The organism is Frigoribacterium sp. CFBP9030 (assembly GCF_034045195.1).
Lineage (GTDB): Bacteria > Actinomycetota > Actinomycetes > Actinomycetales > Microbacteriaceae > Frigoribacterium.
Window position 1 is genome coordinate 169,547 of sequence record NZ_JAXCWG010000001.1, and the last position, 25,041, is coordinate 194,587.

Here is a 25,041-nt window from a genome sequence, read left to right on the forward strand (position 1 = left end):
CAGTGACCTACACCGCGCCTCCGGCGTTCACCACCCGCCCCGATCTGGTCGGCACCTTCGGCATGACGGCCAGCACCCACTGGCTCGCGACCGCCTCGGCCCAGGCCGTGCTCGAACGCGGCGGCAACGCGTTCGACGCCGCCGTCGCCGGCGCCTTCGTGCTGCACGTCGTCGAACCCCACCTCAACGGACCGGGCGGCGACCTGACGGCCGTCTTCGCCACCGCCGACGCCCCGGGCGCCCCGACCGTGCTGATGGGTCAGGGGCCCGCACCGGCCGCGGCCACCGTCGAGCACTACCGCGCCGAGGGCCTCGACCTCGTGCCGGGAGCGGGGGCGCTCGCCGCGGCGGTGCCCGGTGCGGTCGACGCGTGGCTGCTGCTGCTGCGCGACCACGGCACATGGGAGCTCGGCGACGTGCTCGCCTACGCCATCGGCTACGCCCGCGACGGTCACCCGATCACCGCCCGCGTCACGGAGACGATCGGCGCGGTCGGCGAGCTCTTCACCGAGCACTGGCCCACCTCGGCCGACCGCTGGCTCGTCGACGGGCGCCCGCCCGAGCCCGGCGACCTCGTCACGAACCCGGCCTACGCCGCCGTCCTCGAGGGGCTGATCGCCGCCGGCGGGTCCGCCGACGCGGCGGTCGACACGAGCCGAGGAGGCGCGGCGCCGGTCGCCGACGACGCCCGCCGGGATCGCGCGGACCGCATCGAGGCGGCCCGGACGGAGTGGGCCGAGGGGCTCGTCGCCCGCTCGATCGACGAGTTCGTCCGCCGCCCGCACCGTCACTCGTCGGGCACCGATCACGCCGGGGTGATCCGCGCCTCGGACCTCTCGGGGTTCCGCGCCGGGTTCGAGCCGGCGGCGACCGTGGAGTTCCGCGGGCACACCGTCGCCAAGACCGGCGCCTGGGGGCAGGGCCCGGCGCTGCTCCAGGTGCTCGCACTGCTCGACCCGCTTCCCGACGAGCTGCTCGACCCGTCGACCGCCGACGGCGCGCACACGATCGTCGAGGCGCAGAAGCTCGCCATGGCCGATCGCGAGGCCTACTACGGCGACCACGACGTGCCCCTCGACGCCCTGCTCTCGTCGGAGTACGCGGGGGCGCGGCGTGCGCTCATCGGCGCGCGGGCGTCGCTCGAGCTGCGACCGGGCGACCTCGTCGCGGGCGCTCGGCCGCTCGCAGCGCTCCGGACCGACGACGAGGCGGCCGGGGCCGTCGCCGGCGTCGGCGAGCCGACCGTCGGGTCGTTCGCCGAGACGCCCGCCGACGACGACCCCGTCGCCGCGGCCTCCGCCGAGCCCGTCGTCGACGCCACGGGGGCGACCCGCGGCGACACCTGCCACATCGACGTCGTCGACCGGTGGGGCAACATCGTCTCGGCGACGCCGTCGGGCGGCTGGCTGCAGTCGTCTCCGACGATCCCCGCCCTCGGCTTCTGCCTCGGCAGCCGTCTGCAGATGGCCTGGCTCGACGAGGGCACCGCGTCGACGCTCGAACCCGGTCGCCGACCGCGCACCACCCTCACCCCGACCCTCGTGCTGCGCGACGGTCGGCCGGTCGTCGCGCTCGGCTCGCCCGGCGGCGACCAGCAGGACCAGTGGCAGCTGCTCTACCTGCTGCGCACGATCGTCGGCGGGTACACGCCCCAGCAGGCCATCGACGCCCCCGCGCTGCACACCACGTCGTTCCCCGGCTCGTTCTGGCCGCGCACCTGGACACCGGGCGGCGTGGTCGTCGAGGACCGCCTCGGCGACGACGTGATCGCCGACCTCGAGTCGCGCGGACACCGCGTCACCCGGGCCGGCGACTGGTCGCTCGGCCGCCTGTCGAGCGTCACCCGAGACCCCGCGACGGGCGTGCTGTCCGCCGCCGCCAACCCCCGAGGAGCACAGGCCTATGCCGCAGGACGCTGACCGCACCGTCTCGACGACGACCACCGACGCGTCCGCCGGCGCGCCCCTCCTGAGCGTCCGCGATCTGCAGGTGTCGTTCGGCGACCGGCCCGTCGTGCACGGCGTCGATCTCGACGTGGCCCGCGGCGAGCGCGTCGCCATCGTCGGGCAGTCGGGCTCGGGCAAGTCGACCGTCGTCGCGGCCGTGCTGCGCCTGCTGCCGGGTGCAGGGCGGATCACGGGCGGCACGATCCGCCTGGGCGACGACGAGCTGACGACCGCCGGGGAGGCGCGGATGCGGTCGGTGCGCGGCGCCCGGATCGGTCTCGTGCCGCAGGATCCCTCGACCAACCTGAACCCCTCGATGACCGTCGGGGCCCAGATCGCCGACGGGCTGCGGGCGGGCGGGGCCCGGGGGCGGGCGGCCGTGGCCGATCGCGTCGTCGAGCTGATGACCGAAGCCGGCATCCCCGACGCGGCCCGCCGGTCGGGTCAGTACCCGCACGAGTTCTCGGGTGGGATGCGGCAGCGCGTGCTGATCGCCGTCGCGCTCGCCCGTCGCCCCGAGCTGCTGATCGCCGACGAGCCGACCTCGGCCCTCGACGTCACGGTGCAGCGCACCATCCTCGACCATCTGCAGACGCTCGTCGACGCCCACGGCACGTCGCTGCTGTTCATCACGCACGACCTCGGGGTCGCGGCCGATCGCACCGACCGCATCGTCGTGATGCTCGAGGGCCGCGTCGTCGAGACCGGGACGCCGCGGCAGATCCTGCTCGACCCGCAGCACGAGTACACGAAGCGACTGGTCGCGGCCGCCCCGACGGTCGCCGCGGCCGCCGCGCTCAGGGCGGACGAGCCCATCGGAGACGACGCTCCGACCGCCGCGGACGACATCCTCACCGTCACCGACCTGGTCAAGGAGTACCGCCTGCGCGGTCGCCGCGGCGAGACCGTGCGGGCCGTCGACGGCATCTCGTTCGCGGTGCCGCGAGGCACGACCACCGCCGTGGTCGGCGAGTCGGGGTCGGGCAAGACGACGCTGGCCCGCATGGTGCTCGGCATCGAGCCCGCGACCAGCGGGACGGCCCTCGTCGACGGCGAGAGCATCACCGCCAGTCGCGGGGCGGCCCGTCGCGCCCTGCGACGCCGGGTGCAGCCCGTCTTCCAGGACCCGTACGGCTCGCTCGACCCCACCTACCCGGTCGAGCGGCTGATCGACGAGCCGCTCCGTATCTTCGGGGTCGGCGACCGGTCGACCCGCAGGAGGCGCGTGGCCGAGCTGCTCGACCAGGTCGCCCTGCCGAGGTCGGTCGCCCAGAGCCGACCCAACGAGCTGTCCGGCGGTCAGCGTCAGCGGGTCGCGATCGCCCGGGCCCTCGCCCTCGAGCCCGAGCTGCTGATCTGCGACGAGGCCGTCTCGGCTCTCGACGTGCTCGTGCAGGAGCAGATCCTCGATCTGCTCGCCGATCTGCAGACCCGGCTGGGGCTCAGCTACCTGTTCATCACGCACGACCTCGCCGTCGTGCGGCAGATCGCCCATAGTGTGGTCGTGATGCGCCGGGGCGGCATCGTCGAGCGCGGCAGCGTCGACGACGTGTTCCTCTCGCCCCGCGACGAGTACACCCACGAACTGCTAGGAGCGATACCCGGTGCCAGCCTGGCCGTCTGACCGACCCGATCGTCCTGACGAGACGACCCGCGCCTCCTCGGCTCCGCGTCCCGATGCGACGGTCGAGCCCGCGTCACCGACGGTCGAGCCCGCGTCGCCGCCGGTGAGTCTGCTCGACGCCGTGCGACGCGAGATCGTGACCGGGGCGCTGCAGCCGGGCACCCGCATCACCGAGGCCTCGCTGGCCGATCGTCACGGGGTCTCGCGGGTGCCGGTGCGCGAGGCCCTCCGGGGTCTCGAGGCCGAGGGCTTCGTCGAGTCGACGCCCAACGTCGGATCGCGGGTCGCGGAGATCCCCGTCGACGAGGCCGACGACCTCTTCGCCGTGCGCGAGGCGCTCGAGATCGCCACCGCCCGCCGGGCCGCCACGCGGGCGCGGGGGCTGTTCACCCTCGATGCGCCGCCGGAGGACTGGTGGCGCACCCGCCGGTCGCTCGAGCGCATCCTGGCCGACGGCGACCAGGCGGTCGCCGACGACGATCTCGACCGGCTGGTCGGGCTCAACGAGCGGTTCCACTTCGGCGTGGCCGAGCTGAGCGGCAGCAGCACGCTCGCCACCCTGCTGCGTCAGCTGTCGCGCAAGATCGAGTGGCTCTACGCCCTCGACACGTTCTCGCGGGGCAAACGGCTCTGGCCCGACCACCGCGTCATCCTGTCGGCCATCGACGCCGGCGACCCCGACCGGGCGGCCGAGCGGATGGGGTGGCACGTGCGCGAATCGCGCATCGGGTACCTCAGTCGCACCGTGCCGGCGTCGGTCGTGGACGAGCTGCGGGCCACGCCGCCGGTCGTCGCGTCGGCCGCGGCCTCGAACCCGCCCGTCGTCGACACGCCGGCCGCCGCGGGCGTGGGCGTCGCGGGCGCGGGCGTCGCAGGCGCGGGCCTCGCGCCGACCGACGGGGGCGCGTCGTGACCCGGCATCGGCTCGACCCGACGTCCGAGACCACGAACGACGTCTACTCGCGCGACCACCGCCCCGTCCTCGCCGTCGACGCCGGAGACACGGTGGTGGTCGGGTCGCTCGACGCGTCGGGGCACCTCGAACGGCAGACCGTGCCGGGCGAGGCGCGACCGCGGCTCTTCGCCGAGGCGCGGGGGCACGCTCTCACGGGTCCGATCGCCGTCCGCGGTGCGCGGCCCGGCCAGACGCTCGCCGTGCACTTCGACGACGTGCGGCCCGGCGAGTGGGGCTGGACGGTCGCCGGCGGTCGCGAGACTCCTGTCACCACCCGTCTCGGTCTCTCCGACGTCGCGCCGGCGTGGCTGCTCTGGGAGATCGACGCCGACGCGGGCGTCGCGGTCGAGAGCCGGGGCTGGCAGGTGCCTCTCGCGCCGTTCCTCGGAGTGACCGGCGTCGCACCGGCGGAGCCGGGGGAGCACTCGACGACCCCGCCTCGGGCTGCGGCCGGCGGCAACATCGACTGCCGTGAGCTCGTCGCGGGTTCGACGCTCTACCTGCCCGTGCAGGTCGCCGACGCCCTCGTCTACCTCGGCGACGGGCACGCCGCCCAGGGCGACGGCGAGGTCGGGGGCACGGCGATCGAGTGCCCGATGACGACGGAGGTGCGGCTGGACCTGGTCGATGACCGCCCCGTCCCGTCGATCCACGCCGAGACCCCCGCGGGGCGCATCACGTTCGGCTTCGACGCCGATCTCGACGTCGCCACCGGTGATGCCCTCGATGCCATGGTCACGTGGCTGGCGACCCTGCTCGACGTCGACCGGGCGACCGCCCTGGCCCTCTCGAGCGCCGTCGTCGACCTGCGGGTGACCCAGGTCGCGAATCAGACGTGGGGAGTCCACGCGCTGCTGCCGACCGGAGCCCTCGGCGTCTGACCTCAGCGCCCCCGGGTCGGCTCAGCTCAGGATGTCCTTCGTGGTGAACCTGCCGAAGGCCAGGGCGCCGAAGACGAGGATGTAGCCGCCCTGCAGCAGGGCGTTGTCGGCGAAGTTCGCCCACGACACCGGGTAGCGCAGGAGGTCCGCGAAGCCCAGCCAGTAGTGCGTGAACAGCCACGGGTCGAGGAAGTCCAGCTGCGGCAGCGCGTCGACGATCTGCGCCACCGTCGAGAGCACGATGGTGGCGGCCATGGCACCCACCGGCACGCTCGTGAGCGTCGAGATGAAGAGCCCGACGGCGCTCAGCCCGAGCAGCGAGAGGGTGACGTACAGCGCCATCATCAGCATCCGCAGCGCGTAGTCGCCGTAGCCGATCGTCTGGCCCGAGAGCAGGGTCACCGGTCCGACCGGGAACAGCGCGGCGCCCGCGATGGCCCCGAACACCACGAGCACGAGGGTGCCGGCCAGGCAGAAGAGCGCGGCTCCGGCGAACTTGACGAGCAGGAGGCGCACCCGGCCCACCGGCGACACCAGCAGGTACCGCAGGGTGCCGAGACCCGCCTCGCCCGCGATCGTGTCGCCCGCGACGACGCCGACGGTCAGGGGGAGGAACAGCGGGATCGCCACGGTCAGGGCGGTCAACGACACGAAGAGGCCGTTGCGCGTGATGTCGCCGAGGAACGCCGGGCCTCCGGAGGAGCCGCCGGACGCGTCCTCGGTCGTCACCCGCACGGCGATCGCCAGGAGGACGGGGATGAGCGCCAGGGCGCCGAGCAGGGCGATCGTCCGCACCCGTCCGAAGAGCACGACGACCTCGCTGCGGAGCAGGGACAGCCCCGTCCCGCGGCGGCGGAGGCCGTCCGCCGGCGGGGCGGGCACGGGTTCAGCCGGCGACATCGAAGCCCTCCCCGGTCAGATCGACGAAGCGCTCCTCCAGGCTGGCGCCCGTGACCTCGAAGCCGCGCACCCGCACGTCGGCGGCGACGAGCGCTGCCACGACGGCCTCCGGCGACGGCCCGTCGCCGACGAGGTCGGCCTCGATCAGCTCGGCGGCCGTCGACTCGGGCCGATCGGTCGGCCGCACCCGCGCCTCCGGGGCGAGTCCGAGTCGACGGAGCACGACGCGCGCATCGTCGGGATCGGGGGTGAGCAGCCTCACCCGGTGCGTGCCGAGCGCGCGGAGATCGTCGAGGGTGCCCTGGGTGAGCAGCCGACCCGCGCTCATGACCCCGATGTGGGTGCACATCTGCTCGACCTCGGCCAGCAGGTGGCTCGACACGAAGACGGTCGTCCCCTCGTCGGCCAGCGAGCGGATCAGGGTGCGGACCTCGCGGGTGCCCTGCGGGTCGAGCCCGTTGCTCGGCTCGTCGAGCACCAGCAGATCACGGGGCATGAGCAGGGCGTTGGCGATGCCGAGGCGCTGCTTCATGCCGAGCGAGTACGCGTGCGCCTTCTTCGACGCGGCGTGCCCGAGGCCCACCCGATCGAGCGCTGCGTCGACCCGGGCGGTGCGGGTCGCCGCGGGCGCCGTGCGGTCGGCCGAGTCGAGCCGGTGCAGGTTCGCCCGCCCCGAGAGGAACGGATAGAAGGCCGGTCCCTCGACCAGGGCGCCCACCCGGGGCAGCACGTCGCGGGCACGGTCGGGCATCGCACCGCCGAGCACCCTGATGTCGCCGCTCGTCGCCGACGTCAGCCCGAGGAGCATCCGGATCGTGCTGGTCTTGCCCGAGCCGTTCGGCCCCAGGAAACCGTAGACGCTGCCCGCCGGCACGGCGAGATCGACGTCGGCGACGGCCTGCTGCCGACCGAACGACTTCGTCAGCGACGACGTCTCGATGGCCAGCGGCGCCGCCGATGCGGCCGGTGGGGGTGCGGGGGTCACGCGAGCGGCGTCACTCGGCGGGTGCCGACGCGACCGCCGCCTGCAGGGTCTCGGTGTCGACGGCGCCCACGAAGGCGCGCCCGTCATCGCCGAGGTAGATCGAGACGAGGGAGGTCTGCAGCACCCGGCCGCCGTCGACCCGGGTCATCACCTGGTCGAGCAGGGCCGACCGGTCGCCCTGGTCGCCGCCCGAGGCCGACCCGTCGGCGGGGGCGGACCCGGCGACCGACGTCGCGCCGTCGAGACCCACCACGGTCGACCAGCCCGAGCCGATCACCACGGGCTCGGCGTGCTCGCCGCCGTGCGCCTCCCGGCCCTCGGCGGGCGCGGCGACCTCGGTCACGGTCGCGTCGGCCGGGGGAGTGAACTCGAAGACCGAGGAGGCGGGGGTCTCGAACGACACGGAGGTCAGGGCCACCGAGATGGCCGGGTCGTCCTGCCCCCGCGCGTCGACGGTCACGGCCAGCGGCACACCCGTCTCGGCGTCGACGGTGAGGGTCGCCCGGGCGACGAGCGTGTCGGCGTCGTCGGGGGTCAGGACGACCCGGTACGCGTCGCGACCGGCGACGGACACGTCGTCGGAGCTGGTGACCGTCGTGGTGTCGCCCACGGCGTCGAGGACGGCGTCGGCGAGCTCGGACGGTGTCTGCGGCACGGCCGTGCCGTCGGCCAGGGTGTCGGGCAGGTCGCGGGACGACGTGTCGGGCAGCGTGGTGTGCGTGGCGTCTTTCGAGGTCGAGTCGTACGACCACAGGTCGCGGCCATCCCGGATGACGTCGCGCTCGGAGAGGTCGTCGACCACCTGCACGCGCTGTCGCGCCTCACCGTCGACGAAGACCTGGGCGGTGTGGCTGCCGGTCAGCATCTCGAGCGCATCGGAGGTCGACTCGCCGCTCGACGAGCCGCCCTGCAGGGACGAGGGGATGTCGGGCAGCCCGAGGTCGGACGTCTGCTCGACCGTGCCCGAGAAGGCCACGCCCGAGCTGCCCGCCGCGAGTGCCAGCACCTGCTGAGGGGTCTTGTCGGGCAGATCGACGTCGGCGCTGGCCGCCATCGAAGGGACGACGATGCCGGCGGCGATGACGGCCACGGGGATCGCGGTGGCGGGGATCCAGCGTGCTGACTTCTTCATGACGATCGGGCCTCTCGCATCGGACCGCGGGCGGGTCGACGACTGGGCGGCAGGCTACGCGTGAACCCTGGAGATGACTGGCAGACGCGACACCGGTGGTTCGACGTCGAGACAGGCCATCCGGGGACGAGGCCGAGGCGGGCGTCGACGGTCGTGCCGACGTCCGGCTCGCCCGGTGCCGACACCGGTGTCGCCCAACTCCCTTACAGCTCGACGACCTCGAACTCGAGCAGGTCGGCACCGGTCGCGACGGGACCCCGCGGGGCGTCGCCCGACCCCTCGGGGCGAGCGTGCGCGGCCTTGGCGCCGTTCGCCGCCCAGGCCAGGAAGTCGTCTTCGCTGCGCCAGGTGGTCACGACGAAGTAGCGGTCGTCGCCCTTGACCGGGCGCAGCAGCTGGAAGCCCTCGAAGCCCTCGGCGCGGTCGACCGAGTGCTTGCGCGCGGCGAAACGCGACTCGAGCTCGGAGCCGGACCCCTCGGGGACGTGGATGGCGTTGATCTTGACGACGGACATGACTGCTCGCTTTCGTGGGGGATGGGTCGGGGATGAGGGCGGGACGGCCGGAGGCGCCGCCTCAGGCGGTCTTCATCACGGTGGCGGTGAAGCCCTGCACGCGGTCGCTCAGCCCGGCGGCGCGACGCTCGATCTGCTCGGGCGGGTTCAGGTGCGGCGGTGCGACGCGGATGAGCAGCGAGCAGGCGAGGTCCTCGCAGATGTAGGTGCCGAGCGTGCTGCCGTTCAGGCCCGCCTCGCCGGCCTTCGGTGCGGTGAAGAGCCGCACCTGCGTCGCCGGCTGCGGCGAGTGGCAGAGCGAGCACATCGCGGCGATGCCGGGGCGCAGCGACGAGGTCGACGAACGGACGACGAGCCCGACGGGGCGGTCGGCCATCCAGTGGACGATGTAGCCGCGGTGATGGGCCTGCGGGTCGCGCCACCCCAGGAACTCCCGTTCGGACCACAGCATCTCGTGCAGCCCCGGGATCGGCAGGCGGTCCAGGTCGCCGGGCTGGGCGTTGACGAACGACTCGCGGATGTCGGACTCGGTCAGCGGCTTCATGGTCTCCTCAGTGCCTGGGTGCCTCGGTCCCGCCACCCTACGCGGCGCCCCCGACACCGCCGTGACACGGGCCCCGCGGTCGCACGGTCGTAGCCTGGGGCCATGACCGAGGCCGAGGCGATGCGCCTGCTGGTGGCGCGCCTCCGGGACGCCGGCTGCGTCTTCGCCGAGGAGGAGGCGGCGCTGCTGACCGAGGCGGCCGCCGACCCTGCCGACCCTGTCGACCCCGTCGACCCCGCCGACCGAGCCCGCCCGGTCGAACCCGGCACCCTCGAGGGGCTCGTGCGCCGACGCGTCGCCGGCGAACCCCTCGAACAGGTCGTCGGCTGGGCCGAGTTCGATGGCCTGCGGCTCGCCGTCGCGCCCGGTGTCTTCGTGCCCCGCCGGCGGACGACCGCGCTGGCCCGCCGGGCGTCGGCCCTGGTGCCCCGGGGGCGACCGGCCGTCGCGCTCGACCTCTGCTGCGGGGTGGGGGCCGTGGCCGCCGTCCTCCTGCGCGACCATCCCGGTCTCTCGCTCGTCGCGTCCGACCTCGATTCAGTGGCCGTCGGATGCGCCCGCGCGAACCTCCCGCCGGGCTGCGACGTGGTCGTCGGCGATCTCTTCGACGCCGTGCCCGCCCGGCTCCGAGGTGCCGTCGACGTCCTGACGGCCAATGCGCCGTACGTGCCGACCGGAGCGCTCCCGACCCTGCCGCCCGAGGCGCGCCTCCACGAGCGGGTCACCGCACTCGACGGCGGACACGACGGTCTCGATCTGCACCGTCGGATCGCCCAGGAGGCGCGGGTCTGGCTCCGCCCCGCGGGGTCGCTGCTGATCGAGACGAGCGCGGCTCAGGCCGCCGCCGCCGTGGACCTCCTGACCGCAGGCGGTCTCGACGCGCACAGCGAGTACGACGTCGAGCACGAGACGACGGTCGTCGTGGGGGTGCGACCGCAGTCGGATGCCGCCGGCGGTCGGACGATGCCGTCAGCGGGTCAGATGTCGACCGGGTAGACGCCCTCGACGACGGGGGACTCCGGGGTGCCCGACACCTCGCAGCTGAAGGCGGCCTCGATGCGCCCGTCGGCGGTGTGGCCGTAGCGCACCTCGACGACCGCGCCGGTGGCCGAGTCGCGGACGTCGTCGTCCTCGTAGCTCCACACGTCGTCGAGGAAGGGGACGTCGGGGTACTCGGCCGCGACGGCGTCGACGCAGGCGTCCCAGGCCGGCGGGGCCTCTCGCGTCGGCGCCGTGGCCGGGGCGGGGGGAGTGGTCGTCGGGATCGGCGTGCTCGACGCGTCGGCCCCCGTCGTGGCGAGCCCGGAGGTCTCGGCGGCGCCGGGCTCGGACGTCGGAGTGGCGCACCCGGCGAGGGCGAGGACGAGAGCGATGCTGCTGACGAGCAGGGGGGCGGCCATACGGGGCACGAGGGCTCCTCGAGGGATGACGGGCCGCCACGGTGGCAGGCTTCGAGGGTCAGGATACCGTCACGGAGTCGTTACGGAGGTTTTTCGGGCAAGGTGGACCGATGACCGCTTCAGAGAACCGTGAACCGACCGCACTCGAGCAGGCCATCGCCAAGGGCCAGGCGGGCGAGGGCGACATGAACTCCGTGCTCGCCGAGTTCGTGAACGCCGAGATCGTCGTCCCCACCGCCGTCCAGGCGGAGGAGTCGTTGAACGAGCTGCAGCCCGTGCTCTTCGATCGCGAGGGCACGCCCATGCTCGCCGCCTTCACGCACGCCGACATGATCGGCGACCAGGTGAGAGAGGTGGCGGCGCACTCCGCGACGATCCACGCCGCCGAGCTCGTCCAGGCCATCCCGCCGCAGACGGGACTGGTCGTGAACCCCGGCAACCCCGAGGGCTTCGAGATGCTGCCCGAGGGCGTCGCGCAGCTCGCCGACGACGTCCGCGAGCTCGTGGCCGCGCACCAGGCCGACGAGACCGCGGCGACCGATCGGCCCGCCGGCGCCTGAGCGTCTCGACCCCGAAACCTGCTCGTCACACGCCGGCTGTAGGCTGAGCGCCACAACCGAACATCGGGCCACGAACACGTCGCGGGAGAGCTCCGGTGCGCATCACATGCGCCGACCGGGCACCGAAGGAGCAAGCTCCCCGCCAATCTCTCAGGTACGCGTACCGCGACGGACTGGCCACTCTGAAAAGCAGGAGCGCCTCTCGGCGACTCCTCGCCCACGGTGAAAGTCGACCCGCGTCGGCGAAGCTCTCAGGCCCATGACAGAGGGGGAGCCCCGCACGACTCCGGTCGGGCGGGGCCCACCCCCGTCGTGCAGGCGCTGCACGGCATGCTCCCGGTCGAGACAGCTCGAGGCCGGGCCGTCCTCAGGAGTCAGATGTCCGACGCAGCCTCGAACCTGCCCGCCGCCCCGGGCCCCACCGACGCCGACCTCGTCGATGCCGAGCTGGCGGACGCCGACCTCGTCGACGCCGACCCGGCCGACGTCGACGACGAGCGCTTCAGCCCGCTCCACGAGATCCACGTCGCCGCGGGCGCCTCGTTCACCGACTTCGCCGGGTGGCAGATGCCCGTGCGCTACAGCTCGGATCTCGCCGAGCACCACGCCGTCCGCACCGCGGCGGGTCTCTTCGACCTCTCGCACATGGCCGAGATCGCCGTGGTCGGACCCGACGCCGGCGTGTTCCTCGACCAGGCGCTGGCGGGCACCCTCTCGACGATCGCCGTCGGTCGGGCGAAGTACTCGCTGCTCCTCGCCGACGACGGCGGGATCGTCGACGATCTCGTCGTCTACCGGCTCGATGAGCACGACTACCTCGTCGTGGCCAACGCGGGCAACCGGGAGGCCGCGTTCGGCGCTCTCGCGACCCGCGCCTCCGGCTTCGACGTCACGGTCGACGACGAGAGCGACGACACCGCTCTCGTCGCGATCCAGGGTCCCGAGGCGGAGGGCGTCCTCGACGCGCTCATCAGCGGCGACCGTCTCCAGCCCGACGCGCCGCTCTCGACGCTCCGGTACTACCGGGTGCTGCAGGGCACCTTCGACGACGCCCCCGTCCTGATCGCCCGCACCGGCTACACCGGCGAAGACGGCTTCGAGCTGTACCTCGCGCCCGAGTCCGCCGCCGACCTCTGGACGGCGCTCGCCGAGGCGGGAGCACCCCGGGGCGTCGTCCCCGCCGGTCTCGCCAGCCGCGACACGCTGCGACTCGAGGCGGGCATGCCGCTCTACGGCCACGAGCTCGGTCGCGACGTGCGCCCCGCCCAGGCGGGTCTCGGCCGCGTGGTCGACACCTCGAAGGACTTCGTCGGCCGCTCCGGTGTCGACCCGGCGCCCGGCGCCCGTGTGCTGGTGGGTCTGACCCTGCCGGGTCGTCGAGCGGCCCGAGCGGGCTACCCCGTGGTCACCGACGACGGCACCGTCGTGGGCGAGATCACGAGCGGCGCGCTCTCGCCGACCCTGGGCCACCCCGTCGCCATGGCCTTCGTCGACCCCGACGTGGTCGACCGCGGCCCGGCCCTCGCCGTCGACGTGCGGGGGACGCCGATCCCGGCGACCGTCGTGCCCCTGCCCTTCTACAAGCGCTCCTGACCCTCCCGCGGGCCGACTGCCCGCGCGCCCCGCACCTCACCCCCTCTCGAAAGGCCTCGGCATGACCGACCTCACCTCGCTGCACTACACCGCCGAGCACGAATGGCTGCTCATCGACGGCGACACCGCCACCGTGGGCATCACCGACTACGCGGCCGAGAAGCTCGGCGACGTCGTCTACGTCGACCTGCCGTCCGCGGGCACCGAGGTCGAGTCCGGCACCGTCGTCGGCGAGATCGAGTCGACGAAGTCCGTGGGCGAGCTCTTCGCCCCCGCGCTCGGCACGGTGCTCGAGATCAACGACGCCGTCGTCGACAGCCCCGATCTGGTCAACAGCGACCCGTTCGGCGACGGCTGGCTCATCAAGATCACCCTGGCGTCGACCGACCGCGTCGGCCTCCTCTCGCGCGACGAGTACGTCGCCCTCACGGCCGAATGACCGGCGGGACGACCTCCGGGTCGGTGTTCGGAGACTGGGCCGGTCGTGCGGCCGGCGGATTCGTCGACCGCCACATCGGCACGACGCCGTCCGATCAGGCCGCGATGCTCGCCGTCGTCGGGCACGACAGCGTCGAATCGCTCGTCCGGGCCGCTGTTCCCGACAGCATCCACACGTCGGCCGACGCGGGCGGCACGCTGCCCGCACCGGTGGGCGAGACGGAGGCGCTGGCCGAGCTGAGACGACTCGCCGACCGCAACCGCCCCTCCCGCACGCTCCTGGGGCTCGGTTACTACGACACCGTCACACCCGCGGTGATCCAGCGCAACGTCCTCGAGAACCCGAGCTGGTACACGGCCTACACGCCCTACCAGCCCGAGATCTCGCAGGGGCGGCTCGAGGCGCTGATCAACTTCCAGACGATGGTCTCCGAGCTCACCGGTCTGACCACCGCCAACGCCTCCATGCTCGACGAGGGCACGGCCGTGGTCGAGGGCATGCTGCTCGCCCGCCGCGCCTCGAAGGCGAAGAGCGACGTGTTCGTCGTCGATGCCGACGCGTTCCCGCAGACCAAGGCGCTGCTCGCCGGTCGTGCCGCGGCCGTCGGCATCGAGCTGGTCGAGCTCGATCTGACGGGCGCCGATGCGGCCGAGGTGCCCGAGTCGTTCGGGCTGTTCGTGCAGTACCCCGCGGCGACCGGCGCCGTCCACGACCTCGCGGCGATCAGCGAGGCCAGTCACGCCCACGGCGGTCTCGTCGTCGTCGCGGCCGATCTGCTCGCGCTCACCCTCCTCACCCCTCCCGGCGAGTTCGGGGCCGACGTCGCCGTCGGGACGAGTCAGCGCTTCGGCGTGCCCATGGGCTTCGGTGGTCCGCACGCGGGCTACATGGCGGTCCGCACCGGTCTCGAGAGGCAGCTGCCCGGGCGCCTGGTCGGGGTGTCGCAAGACGTCGACGGGCGGCCGGCCTACCGGCTGAGCCTGCAGACCCGAGAGCAGCACATCCGTCGCGAGAAGGCCACGTCGAACATCTGCACCGCCCAGGTGCTGCTGGCCGTGATGGCCTCGATGTACGCCGTCTACCACGGCCCCTGGGGGCTGCGGCACATCGCGTCGCGGGTGCACGCTCACGCGGCCGACCTCGCCGAGGCCATCGCCGCCTCCGACCTCGAGCTCGAGAACGACACGTTCTTCGACACGCTGCAGGTCTTCGTGCCGGGCCGGTCCGCCGAGCTCGTGGCCGCGGCCCGCGAGCGCGGCTACCTCGTGCACTCGGTCGACGCCGACTGCATCAGGCTGTCGTTCGACGAGACGACCACGCGCGACGACGTCGTCGCGGTCGCCGAGGTGCTGGGCGTCGAGATGCCTCCGGGAAAGGGCGGCGACGGCCCGTCCGGACTCCCGGAGGCGCTGCTGCGGACGAGCGACTACCTCACCCACCCGGTCTTCCGCACCCACCGCAGCGAGACCAGCATGATGCGGTACCTCAAGCACCTCGCCGACAAGGACTACGCCCTCGACCGCGGAATGATCCCGCTCGGCAGCTGCACCATGAAGCTCAACGCGGCCACCGAGATGGCGGCCGTGACCTGGCCCGAGTTCGCCTCGGTGCACCCGTTCGCGCCGGCGGAGGACGTCGAGGGCTACCTCGACCTCGTCGGTCAGCTCGAGGGTTGGCTGGCCGATCTGACCGGTTACGACACGGTGTCGCTGCAGCCCAACGCGGGCAGCCAGGGCGAGCTCGCGGGTCTGCTGGCGATCCGCGGGTACCACCTCGCGAACGGCGACGCCGCGCGCACGGTGTGCCTCATCCCGCAGAGCGCCCACGGCACCAACGCGGCGAGTGCGGTGCTCGCCGGCATGAGGGTCGTCGTCGTCGCCTGCGACGACCGGGGCAACGTCGACCTCGACGATCTGCGGAAGCAGGTCGCGGCCCACGCCGACGATCTCGCGGCGCTGATGATCACCTACCCGTCGACCCACGGCGTGTACGAGCACGACATCCGCGACATCACCGACGCCGTCCACGAGGCGGGCGGCCAGGTCTACGTCGACGGCGCGAACCTCAACGCCCTGCTCGGGTTCGCCAAGTTCGGCGAGTTCGGCGGCGACGTCTCGCACCTGAACCTGCACAAGACGTTCTGCATCCCGCACGGCGGCGGCGGGCCCGGTGTCGGACCGGTCGCGGCCAAGGCGCACCTCGCGCCGTTCCTGCCCGGCCACCCGATGGCGCAGCAGGCCGACCGACGCACCGGGGCGGCCGCGGCGGCCCCGGGGGAGCGACCGGCCCATGCCGGCGTCCCGGTGTCGAGCGCCCCGTACGGTTCGCCGAGCATCCTGCCGATCAGCTGGGCCTACATCCGCATGATGGGCGACGAGGGGCTCGTGCAGGCCACCGGCGCGGCGGTGCTCGCGGCGAACTACGTCGCCGTGCGACTGCGTGAGCACTACCCGGTGCTGTACTCGGGTGAGGGCGGGCTCGTCGCGCACGAGTGCATCCTCGACCTCCGCCCGCTCCGCGACGCGACCGGCGTGACCGTCGACGACGTCGCCAAGCGACTCGTCGACTACGGGTTCCACTCGCCGACGATGTCGTTCCCCGTGGCGGGCACGCTGATGGTCGAACCCACCGAGAGCGAGGACCTCGCCGAGATCGACCGGTTCGTCGACGCCATGATCGCGATCAAGCACGAGGCCGACGAGATCTCGTCGGGTCGGCACGCCGTCGAGGACAGCCCGCTGCGGGCCGCCCCCCACACGGCCGAGTCCGTCATCTCGGGCGAGTGGACGGCCGGTTACGGCCGCGACGAGGCCGTCTACCCGGTCGACTCGCTCAAGCGCGCGAAGTACTGGCCGCCGGTCCGGCGCATCGACCAGGCGTGGGGCGATCGCAACCTGTTCTGCGCCTGCCCGCCGGTCGAGGCCTTCGCCTGATCCGACCGACCTGCGCCCGGGTCCGAGCTCGCCGCTCGGACCCGGGCGTCGGCCGTCAGGAGGGAAGTCCGAAGAACGCGGGGAACGTCGCCGCCGCCCACGGGTAGCCGATGAAGACCGCCGAGTCCATCACGACGTGTGCCACCACGAGCGGCAGGATGCGCCCGAACCGGGCGTACAGCCATCCGAACACCAGGCCCATCACCACGTTGCCGACGAACGCGCCGAACCCCTGATAGAGGTGGTACGTGCCGCGCAGCAGGGCGGCCGCGACGATGATCGTCCACGGGCGCCAGCGGAGATCGGTCAGGCGCGCGAAGAGGTAGGCCACGACGATGACCTCCTCCGTGAGTCCCGCCCGGAGCGCGGAGAGCACCAGCACCGGGACGGTCCACCAGTGCTCGCCGAAGTCCGTGGGCACGACCGTCACCGTCAGGTCGAGAGCCTTGCCGACCAGGTACAGGCCGATGCCGGGGATCCCGATCGCGAGGGCGAGCCCCAGGCCGCCGAGCACATCGCGTCCGCTGCGCGAGAAGTCGACGCCGAGGCGCGCCAGGTGAGGGCGGCGGCCCTGCCAGAGCAGGTAGGCGACCAGCGCGACGGGCACGAGGTCGACGACCACGGCGAGCACCTGGTAGACGAGGTCGAACACGGCGCGATCGCTGAGCGACGAGTTGAGGGTCGCGGTCTGCTGCGACAGGGTCGTGGGCTGGGTGAGGCGGTTGACGATCGACACGAGCGAGTACACGGCGGAGGCACCGAGCGACAGCCCGAGCACGATCGCGATCTCGACCCGGAGGCGCGAGCGGCTGGGCAGGTCGACCGCCGGTTCGAGAGGCATGGCCGGATAATACCTGCCACGTGTCTGATTTCTCGCAACGGAAACCTGCGCAGATGAGGGGCTTGACGCAACGATCTGTGCGTCGGCGCAACGATCCATCGAATTGGTTTCCGTCGTGTAACCGTTCGCCCTGAGGTTTGGAGAAGCCTGAAAGAGGTGCCTAGGGTCGTCTTCATCCAACGTGGCACGACTCATGGGGAGTCGTGCTGCGTCCTTTCTTGCATCAGGAGGAACATTGAAGAAGACGCGCATGGGCCTCGGGTCCGTCGCCGTCGTGGGGGCGGCAGCACTCGTCCTCACCGGCTGCTCGAACGGCGGTGACTCGGGCGACGCCGCTCCCTCGGGCAACGCCGACGCCATCATCACCACGAACGGCAGCGAGCCGCAGAACCCGCTGGTCCCGTCGAACACCACCGAGACCGGTGGCGGGAAGATCATCGACTCGATCTTCGCCGGCCTCGTCTCGTACGACGCCGAGGGCGCCACCGAGATGGACGTCGCCGAGTCCATCGAGTCCGACGACAACCAGCTCTGGACCGTCAAGCTCAAGGAGGGGCAGACCTTCACCGACGGCACCCCCGTCACCTCCGAGTCCTTCACGAAGGCCTGGAACTGGGCCGCGCAGATCAGCAACGCGCAGAGCGCCTCGTACTTCTTCGACAACATCGAGGGCTACGACGCCGAGGCCGACAGCGACCTCTCGCTCGAGGTCGTCAGCGACACCGAGTTCACGGTCATGCTGAACGCCCCCGAGGCCGACTGGCCCCTGCGTCTCGGCTACTCGGCGTTCTCGCCGCTGCCCGAGTCGTTCTACGACGACGTCGACGCCTTCGGCGAGAGCCCCGTCGGCAACGGCCCCTACAAGCTCGAGAGCGCCGACGCCTGGACCCACAACCAGGACATCAAGCTCGTCACCAACGAGGACTACGACGGTCCGCGCACGCCCGTCAACGGCGGCCTCACCATCACGTTCTACACGACGCAGGACGCCGCGTACTCCGACGTGCTCTCGGGCAACCTCGACATCCTCGACCAGGTGCCGGACACCCAGTTCGCCTCGTACGAGAGCGACTTCCCGGAGCGCTTCGCGAACCAGCCGGCCGCGATCTTCCAGTCGATCACCATCCCGCAGTACCTCGAGCACTTCGACGGCACGACCGAAGAGGGCAAGCTGCGTCGTGCGGCGATCTCGCTCGCGATCAACCGCGGCGACATCACCGACGTCATCTTCCAGGGCACCCGCACCCCCGCCAAGGACTTCACGTCGCCCGTCATCGACGGCTACTCCGAAGACCTCGACGGCTCGGACGTGCTCGACTACGACGCCGACCGCGCCAAGGAGCTCTGGGCTCAGGCCGAAGAGATCGCCCCCTACGGCGACACCACCTTCACCATCGCCTACAACTCCGACGGCGGACACCAGAACTGGGTCGACGCCGCGACGAACAGCATCGCCGACACGCTGGGCATCAAGGCGGCCGGAGAGCCGAAGCCCACGTTCGCCGAGCTCCTCGACCAGGAGGACAACGACGCCATGACCGGCGCCTTCCGTTCCGGATGGCAGGCCGACTACCCGTCGCTGTTCAACTTCCTCGCGCCGCTGTACCAGACCGGTGCCGGTTCGAACTACGGCCGTTACACGAGCGACGAGTTCGACGGTCTCCTGAGCGAGGGCGCCGCCTCGACCTCCGTCGACGACGCCAACGCGAAGTTCCAGGAGGCGCAGGAGGTCCTGCTCACCGACCTCCCCGTCATCCCGCTGTGGTACTCGAACGTGACCGGCGTGTGGGCCGACACGGTCGAGAACGTCCAGTTCGGCTGGAACTCCGTCCCGCTGTTCTACGAGGTCACCAAGCAGTAAGGAACGCATCCGATAGAGGCTCCGGCCTCGTTCAGAACTGCCGAGGGGTCCGGGCGGGTTATCCTGCTCCGGGCCCCTCGGTGGGCGTCCACCACTCTCTCTCCATGATTGCGACATCCATGCACGCGCAGAAAATCGAGGCGGCCTGATGCTCTGGTACACCGGCCGGCGCCTCCTCCAGCTGATTCCCGTCTTCTTCGGGGCGACCTTCCTCATCTACTTCATGGTGTTCGCCCTCCCGGGCGACCCGATCGCCGCCCTGTTCGGCGAGAAGCAGCCGAGTCCCGCCGTCATCGAGGCCATCCGGGCGCAGTACAACCTCGACAAGCCGTTCATCGTGCAGTACCTGCTCTACATCGGCGGTCTGTTCACGGGTGACCTGGGCACGACGTTCTCCGGTCGCCCCGTCATCGACGAGCTCGTCCGGGCGTTCCCGATCACGTTCCGTCTCGCCATGCTCGCTCTCCTGTTCGAATCGATCGCCGGGATCGTCGTCGGCCTCTACGCCGGCCTCCGCAAGGGCAAGATCTTCGACAACAGCGCCCTCGTGGTCTCGCTGCTGCTCATCTCCGTGCCGACGTTCGTCATCGGTTTCGTCCTGCAGTACGTCTTCGGCATCCAGCTGGCCCTCTTCCGGACCACCGTCAGCTCGCAGGCTCCGTGGAGCGAGCTGGTGCTGCCCGCGATCGTGCTCGCCTCGGTGTCGTTCGCGTACATCGTCCGACTCACCCGCGCCTCCGTCGCCGAGAACATGAGCGCAGACTTCGTGCGCACGGCGACGGCGAAGGGCCTCACCCGTCGACGGGTCGTCGGGGTGCACATCCTCCGCAACTCGCTCGTGCCCGTCATCACCTACCTCGGCGTCGACATCGGATCGCTGATGGTCGGTGCGATCGTCACCGAGGGAATCTTCAACATCCAGGGCGTCGGTGGCACCGTCTACCGGGCCATCCAGCTCGGCGAGGGGCCGACCGTCGTGTCGTTCGTCGCGGTGATGGTCATCATCTTCATGCTGGCCAACCTGCTCGTCGACCTGCTCTACGCCGTTCTCGACCCGAGGATCCGCTATGCCAAGTAACACGACACCGGGCCTGTCGCCCGACCACTACGTCGCCCCGCTCGACGAGACCCCGCTGAAGGCCGTCGACGCCGTCGACGAGACCGAGAAGCCCCGCTCCAGCTGGAACGACGCGTGGGACGCCATGAAGACGCGCCCCCTGTTCTGGATCTCCGCGGTGCTGATCCTGTTCGTGATCGTCGTGGCGCTGTTCCCGCAGCTCTTCACGAGCACCTCGCCGACCTCCGGCGCCAGCCTCCCCGACAGCAACGGACCGGCCGAGTCCGGGCACCCGATGGGCTTCACGCTGCAGGGGCTCGACGTCTACGCCCGTGTCGTCTACGGGACCCGGGCCTCGTTGACCGTGGGCCTGCTGGCCACGGTCCTCGTGACCCTCGTGGGCATCGTCATCGGATCGCTCGCCGGCTACTACGGCGGCTGGCTCGACGCGCTCGTCTCGCGACTCGGCGACATCTTCTTCGCCATCCCCACCGTGCTCGGCGCCATCGTGCTCATGTCGGTCCTGCCCTCGCGCACCCCGCTGACGGTCGCCCTCGTGCTGTCGCTCTTCGCCTGGCCGCAGATCGCCCGCATCATGCGCGGCTCGGTGCTCGGCGCCAAGAGCAGCGACTACGTCATGGCCTCGGCCGCGCTCGGCGTCTCGCGCTTCCGCATCCTGGTGCGTCACGTCATCCCCAACGCGATCACTCCCGTGATCGTCGTGGCGACGGTCTCGCTCGGCACGTTCATCGTCGCCGAGGCCACCCTGTCGTTCCTCGGCATCGGCCTGCCCGGCACCGTGATGTCGTGGGGCAACGACATCAACGCCGCCCGCGCCTCCCTGCGGGTCGCCCCGATGCCCCTGATCTGGCCGGCGGCCGCCCTCTCGGTGACCGTGCTGTCGTTCCTCATGATGGGCGACGTCGTGCGCGACGCCCTCGACCCGAAGGCGAGGGCCCGTCGATGACCTCCACCTCCACCCGTCCCGAGTCGGCGAGCACCGCCTCCTCGGCGACCCCTCTGCTTGAGATCAAGGGCCTGAAGATCGGGTTCAAGACCCAGTCGGGCTACGTCGACGCCGTCCGCGGCGTGGACTTCACGATGATGCCGGGCGAACGTCTCGCGATCGTCGGCGAGTCCGGCTCGGGCAAGTCGACCACGGCCACGTCGATCATCGACCTGCTGCCGGGCGCCGGCGAGGTCACCGGTGGGCAGATCCTCTTCGAGGGCAAGGACCTCACGAAGGCGACGCCCGCCGAGATGCAGGCCATCCGCGGTCGCGACATCGGCTACGTGCCACAGGACCCGATGTCGAACCTCAACCCGGTCTGGAGCATCGGCTTCCAGGTCGAGGAGGCCATCCGCGCCAACGGCGTGGCCACCGGCAAGCAGGCGGTGCGCGATCGCGCGATCGAGGTGCTGAAGGAGGCGGGGCTCGGCGACGCCGACCAGCGTCTGAAGCAGTTCCCTCACCAGTTCTCGGGCGGCATGCGCCAGCGTGTGCTGATCGGGATCGGCCTCTCGTCGCGCCCGAAGCTGCTGATCGCCGACGAGCCGACGTCCGCGCTCGACGTCACCGTGCAGCGGCGGATCCTCGACCACCTCGAGACCCTGACGCGCGACTACGGCACCTCGGTGCTCTTCATCACGCACGACCTCGGTCTCGCGGCCGAGCGCGCCGAGAAGCTCGTCGTCATGTACAAGGGCCAGGTCGTCGAGTCGGGGCCGTCGAAGGAGATCCTGGCGAACCCGCAGCACCCGTACACGCAGCGTCTCGTGGCCGCGGCTCCGAGCCTCGCCAGCCAGCGCATCCAGTCGAGCATCGCGCCGACGCACACCAACGACGTCGAGATCTCCGACGAGGGCGCCGACGACGCCGAGCTGATGAAGCGCGCGCACCAGCGCGAAGAGCTCGGCAAGCGGAACGCGTCGTACATCCAGGTCGAGAACCTCACCAAGCTGTACAAGATCCGTCAGGGCGGCTTCAAGACGACCGAGCTGCGGGCCGTCGACGACGTCTCGTTCTCGATCCCGCGCGGCACGACGATGGCGCTGGTGGGCGAGTCCGGCTCGGGCAAGTCCACCGTGGCCAAGCTGGTCCTCCAGCTCGAGTCCATCACCTCGGGCACCGTCGCCATCGACGGGAAGAGCGTCGGGGCTCTGAAGGGCAAGGAGCTCTTCGACTTCCGTCGTCGGGTGCAGCCCGTCTTCCAAGACCCCTACGGCTCGCTCGACCCGATGTACAGCGTCGGCAACACGATCGCCGAACCGCTCGTCACCCACGGCATCGGCGACCGCAAGAGCCGCCAGCAGCGTGTGCACGAGCTGCTCGACCAGGTGTCGCTGCCCGTCTCGATGGTCAACCGCTACCCGGGCGAGCTCTCGGGCGGTCAGCGTCAGCGCATCGCCGTCGCCCGGGCGCTCGCGCTCAAGCCCGACGTGATCGTGCTCGACGAGGCCGTCTCCGCGCTCGACGTGCTGGTGCAGGGCCAGGTGCTCGACCTGCTCACCGACCTGCAGACGGAGCTGGGGCTCACCTACCTCTTCATCACGCACGACCTGGCCGTGGTCCGCCTCATCGCGGACAACGTCTGCGTCATGCAGAAGGGACGCATCGTCGAGGCCGGCACCACCGACGAGATCTTCGCGAACCCGGCGCAGCAGTACACCCGCGAGCTGCTCGAGGCGATCCCCGGCGCGAACTTCGAGTTCGGCCGGTAGTCGACCCGCGCCTCCTCGTCAGGGGCCTCTCCACCGTTCCGACAGGGGCGGGGGAGGGGCCCTTTACCACGTGCCGTAGACTGTCGTCGCCGGGCTCTGTCCCGTGCACCTCCCCCTCCGCTTCTCGTAAGGAATTCATCCATGGCGACTGCCATCCGCAGCGACCTGCGCAACGTGGCGATCGTGGCCCACGTCGACCACGGCAAGACGACTCTCGTCGACGCCATGCTCAAGCAGACCAACTCGTTCGACGCCCACTTCGACACCGAAGACCGAATGATGGACTCGAACGAGCTCGAGCGCGAGAAGGGCATCACGATCCTCGCGAAGAACACCGCGGTGCTCTACAACGGTGCTCACGCGGCCGACGGCCCGATCACCATCAACGTGATCGACACCCCCGGCCACGCCGACTTCGGCGGTGAGGTCGAGCGCGGCCTCTCGATGGTCGACGGCGTCGTGCTGCTCGTCGACGCGTCCGAGGGGCCCCTGCCCCAGACCCGCTTCGTGCTCCGCAAGGCCCTCGCGGCCAAGCTCCCCGTCATCCTGCTGGTCAACAAGACCGACCGCCCCGACGCCCGCATCGACGAGGTCGTGGCCGAGTCGCAGGACCTCCTCCTCGGTCTCGCCAGCGACCTGAGCGAAGAGGTCGAAGACCTCGACCTCGACGCGATCCTCAACGTGCCCGTGGTCTACGCCTCGGGTCGTAACGGCGCAGCGTCGATCAACAAGCCGGCCGACGGCTCGCTGCCCGACAACGCCGACCTCGAGCCGCTGTTCGACGCCATCCTCACGCACGTGCCGGCGCCGACCTACGACGACGAGCACCCCCTGCAGGCGCACGTGACCAACCTCGACGCGTCGCCGTTCCTCGGTCGTCTCGCGCTCCTCCGCGTGTTCCACGGCACCCTGAAGAAGGGCCAGACCGTCGCCTGGGTCAAGCAAGACGGCACCACGGTCAACGCCCGCATCACCGAGCTGCTCATCACCAAGGCCCTGCAGCGCTACCCCGCCGAGTCCGCGGGCCCCGGCGACATCGTCGCCGTCGCCGGCTTCGACACCATCACCATCGGCGAGACCCTCTCCGACCCCGACGACGTCCGGCCGCTGCCGACCATCACGGTCGACGACCCCGCGATCTCGATGACCATCGGCACGAACACGTCGCCGCTGATCGGCAAGGTCAAGGGTCACAAGCTGACCGCGCGCATGGTCAAAGACCGTCTCGACCGAGAGCTGATCGGTAACGTCAGCCTCAAGGTCGTCGACATCGGACGCCCCGACGCGTGGGAGGTCCAGGGTCGAGGAGAGCTCGCACTCGCCATCCTCGTCGAGCAGATGCGACGCGAGGGCTTCGAGCTCACCGTCGGCAAGCCGCAGGTGGTCACCCGTCGCGACGAGAACGGCAAGCTCCAGGAGCCGTTCGAGCACATGACCGTCGACGTGCCCGACGAGTACCTCGGTGCGATCACCCAGCTGATGGCCGCCCGCAAGGGCCGCATGGAGAACATGGCGAACCACGGTTCGGGCTGGGTCCGCATGGAGTTCATCGTCCCGTCGCGTGGCCTGATCGGCTTCCGTACGCAGTTCCTCACCGACACGCGCGGCACCGGCATCGCCAACGGCATCAGCCACGGCTACGGCCCCTGGGCCGGCGAGATCTCGACCCGTACCAACGGCTCGATCATCGCCGACCGCTCGGGTGTCGTCACGCCGTTCGCGATCCAGAACCTGCAAGAGCGCATGACCTTCTTCGTGCAGCCGACCGAAGAGGTCTACGAGGGCATGGTCGTGGGCGAGAACTCGCGCGCCGACGACATGGACGTCAACATCACCAAAGAGAAGAAGCTGACCAACATGCGTCAGTCGACGGCCGACAACTTCGAGTCGATGACGCCCTCGCGCGTCCTCTCGCTCGAGGAGTCGCTCGAGTTCGCCGGTGACGACGAGTGCGTCGAGGTCACCCCCGACGCCATCCGCATCCGCAAGGTCGAGCTCGACGCGTCGGCTCGCCAGCGCAGCACCGCTCGTCTCAAGAAGCAGAACGCGTAGCACCACCGAATCACCGCCAGACCGAGAGGCGGCCCGCAGCAGTGCGGGCCGCCTCTCGCGTATCCACCCCGCTGCGCTTCGCCGCCCCTCGCTGCGTGCCCC

Annotated in this window: 21 protein-coding genes and 1 riboswitch; of the genes, 14 read left to right on the forward strand and 7 right to left on the reverse strand. The window is 71.4% G+C overall.

All coding sequences use genetic code 11. The features are described 5' to 3' along the window. Positions 1 to 2 precede the first annotated feature (2 nt). The 4 genes from SOM13_RS00780 to SOM13_RS00795 are packed head-to-tail and all read left to right on the forward strand — an operon-like array spanning position 3 to position 5,406. Entirely contained in the window at positions 3 to 1,919 is a 1,917-nt protein-coding gene (locus SOM13_RS00780; RefSeq protein ID WP_414655501.1) for a gamma-glutamyltransferase family protein, read from the forward strand. After that, positions 1,903 to 3,570, forward strand: coding sequence for a dipeptide ABC transporter ATP-binding protein (locus tag SOM13_RS00785; RefSeq protein WP_243215765.1), 1,668 nt, complete (start codon positions 1,903 to 1,905; stop codon positions 3,568 to 3,570). The genes SOM13_RS00780 and SOM13_RS00785 overlap by 17 nt, the downstream gene beginning before the upstream one ends. Further along, positions 3,551 to 4,483, forward strand: coding sequence for a GntR family transcriptional regulator (locus SOM13_RS00790; protein ID WP_320478635.1), 933 nt, complete (start codon positions 3,551 to 3,553; stop codon positions 4,481 to 4,483). Before SOM13_RS00785 ends, SOM13_RS00790 begins: the two co-directional genes overlap by 20 nt. Next, positions 4,480 to 5,406, forward strand: a complete 927-nt coding sequence (locus tag SOM13_RS00795) for an acetamidase/formamidase family protein (RefSeq protein WP_320478636.1) — start codon at positions 4,480 to 4,482, stop codon at positions 5,404 to 5,406. Before SOM13_RS00790 ends, SOM13_RS00795 begins: the two co-directional genes overlap by 4 nt. A gap of 21 nt (positions 5,407 to 5,427) precedes the next feature. On the opposite strand, the gene SOM13_RS00800 is transcribed toward SOM13_RS00795, so the two are convergent. From SOM13_RS00800 to SOM13_RS00820, 5 genes are all read right to left on the reverse strand, one after another. Next, on the reverse strand, positions 5,428 to 6,306 hold the full coding sequence (locus SOM13_RS00800; protein ID WP_320478637.1) for an ABC transporter permease: 879 nt from the start codon (positions 6,304 to 6,306) through the stop codon (positions 5,428 to 5,430). Then, positions 6,293 to 7,291, reverse strand: coding sequence for an ABC transporter ATP-binding protein (locus tag SOM13_RS00805; protein ID WP_320478638.1), 999 nt, complete (start codon positions 7,289 to 7,291; stop codon positions 6,293 to 6,295). The genes SOM13_RS00800 and SOM13_RS00805 overlap by 14 nt, the downstream gene beginning before the upstream one ends. A gap of 10 nt (positions 7,292 to 7,301) precedes the next feature. After that, entirely contained in the window at positions 7,302 to 8,423 is a 1,122-nt protein-coding gene (locus SOM13_RS00810) for a DUF2092 domain-containing protein (protein WP_320478639.1), read from the reverse strand. 203 nt (positions 8,424 to 8,626) lie between these two features. Beyond that, positions 8,627 to 8,938 carry an antibiotic biosynthesis monooxygenase gene (locus SOM13_RS00815; RefSeq protein WP_320478640.1) on the reverse strand — a complete coding sequence of 104 codons (312 nt, stop codon included), beginning with the start codon at positions 8,936 to 8,938 and terminating at the stop codon, positions 8,627 to 8,629. A gap of 61 nt (positions 8,939 to 8,999) precedes the next feature. Then, complete coding sequence (locus SOM13_RS00820; RefSeq protein ID WP_320477006.1) at positions 9,000 to 9,482, reverse strand: FBP domain-containing protein; 483 nt, start codon at positions 9,480 to 9,482, stop codon at positions 9,000 to 9,002. A 102-nt stretch (positions 9,483 to 9,584) separates the two neighbouring features. Between SOM13_RS00820 and SOM13_RS00825 the strand changes: the two genes are divergently transcribed. Continuing rightward, entirely contained in the window at positions 9,585 to 10,478 is an 894-nt protein-coding gene (locus tag SOM13_RS00825) for a putative protein N(5)-glutamine methyltransferase (protein WP_320478641.1), read from the forward strand. Here SOM13_RS00825 and SOM13_RS00830 read toward each other — a convergent pair. Further along, the gene (locus tag SOM13_RS00830) at positions 10,460 to 10,882 is read right to left on the reverse strand and encodes a hypothetical protein (protein WP_206758085.1); all 423 of its coding nucleotides are present in this window, start codon (positions 10,880 to 10,882) and stop codon (positions 10,460 to 10,462) included. The two genes, SOM13_RS00825 and SOM13_RS00830, sit on opposite strands and share 19 nt — an antisense overlap. Positions 10,883 to 10,992: 110 nt before the next feature. Here SOM13_RS00830 and SOM13_RS00835 point away from each other — a divergent pair, with 110 nt between their 5' ends. From SOM13_RS00835 to gcvP, 4 genes are all read left to right on the forward strand, one after another. Beyond that, positions 10,993 to 11,442: an SseB family protein gene (locus SOM13_RS00835; RefSeq protein WP_192059712.1), complete on the forward strand. Its 450-nt coding sequence runs from the start codon at positions 10,993 to 10,995 to the stop codon at positions 11,440 to 11,442. A gap of 72 nt (positions 11,443 to 11,514) precedes the next feature. Further along, positions 11,515 to 11,618: riboswitch (glycine riboswitch) on the forward strand. A 202-nt stretch (positions 11,619 to 11,820) separates the two neighbouring features. Next, positions 11,821 to 13,035, forward strand: a complete 1,215-nt coding sequence (gene gcvT, locus SOM13_RS00840) for a glycine cleavage system aminomethyltransferase GcvT (protein WP_320478642.1) — start codon at positions 11,821 to 11,823, stop codon at positions 13,033 to 13,035. Between the two features lie 61 nt (positions 13,036 to 13,096). Then, a complete protein-coding gene (gene gcvH, locus SOM13_RS00845; protein WP_192059716.1) occupies positions 13,097 to 13,474 on the forward strand; it encodes a glycine cleavage system protein GcvH in 378 nt (125 codons plus the stop codon). Between the two features lie 104 nt (positions 13,475 to 13,578). After that, positions 13,579 to 16,407: an aminomethyl-transferring glycine dehydrogenase gene (gene gcvP, locus SOM13_RS00850; RefSeq protein WP_414655504.1), complete on the forward strand. Its 2,829-nt coding sequence runs from the start codon at positions 13,579 to 13,581 to the stop codon at positions 16,405 to 16,407. Between the two features lie 55 nt (positions 16,408 to 16,462). Here gcvP and SOM13_RS00855 read toward each other — a convergent pair whose 3' ends face one another. After that, entirely contained in the window at positions 16,463 to 17,248 is a 786-nt protein-coding gene (locus SOM13_RS00855; RefSeq protein WP_320478644.1) for a CPBP family intramembrane glutamic endopeptidase, read from the reverse strand. A 235-nt stretch (positions 17,249 to 17,483) separates the two neighbouring features. Between SOM13_RS00855 and SOM13_RS00860 the strand changes: the two genes are divergently transcribed. The 5 genes from SOM13_RS00860 to typA all read left to right on the forward strand — a co-directional run bounded on the left by SOM13_RS00860 (position 17,484) and on the right by typA (position 24,939). Next, positions 17,484 to 19,109 carry a peptide ABC transporter substrate-binding protein gene (locus tag SOM13_RS00860; protein WP_192059723.1) on the forward strand — a complete coding sequence of 542 codons (1,626 nt, stop codon included), beginning with the start codon at positions 17,484 to 17,486 and terminating at the stop codon, positions 19,107 to 19,109. Between the two features lie 148 nt (positions 19,110 to 19,257). Beyond that, positions 19,258 to 20,187 (forward strand): ABC transporter permease, encoded by a 930-nt coding sequence (locus tag SOM13_RS00865; RefSeq protein ID WP_055794476.1) that lies wholly within the window; start codon positions 19,258 to 19,260, stop codon positions 20,185 to 20,187. Continuing rightward, complete coding sequence (locus SOM13_RS00870; RefSeq protein ID WP_192059725.1) at positions 20,177 to 21,133, forward strand: ABC transporter permease; 957 nt, start codon at positions 20,177 to 20,179, stop codon at positions 21,131 to 21,133. The genes SOM13_RS00865 and SOM13_RS00870 overlap by 11 nt, the downstream gene beginning before the upstream one ends. Continuing rightward, a complete protein-coding gene (locus tag SOM13_RS00875; protein ID WP_192059727.1) occupies positions 21,130 to 22,887 on the forward strand; it encodes a dipeptide ABC transporter ATP-binding protein in 1,758 nt (585 codons plus the stop codon). The genes SOM13_RS00870 and SOM13_RS00875 overlap by 4 nt, the downstream gene beginning before the upstream one ends. Positions 22,888 to 23,028: 141 nt before the next feature. Next, positions 23,029 to 24,939 carry a translational GTPase TypA gene (typA, locus tag SOM13_RS00880; protein ID WP_192059729.1) on the forward strand — a complete coding sequence of 637 codons (1,911 nt, stop codon included), beginning with the start codon at positions 23,029 to 23,031 and terminating at the stop codon, positions 24,937 to 24,939. The last annotated feature ends 102 nt before the right edge of the window (positions 24,940 to 25,041 follow it).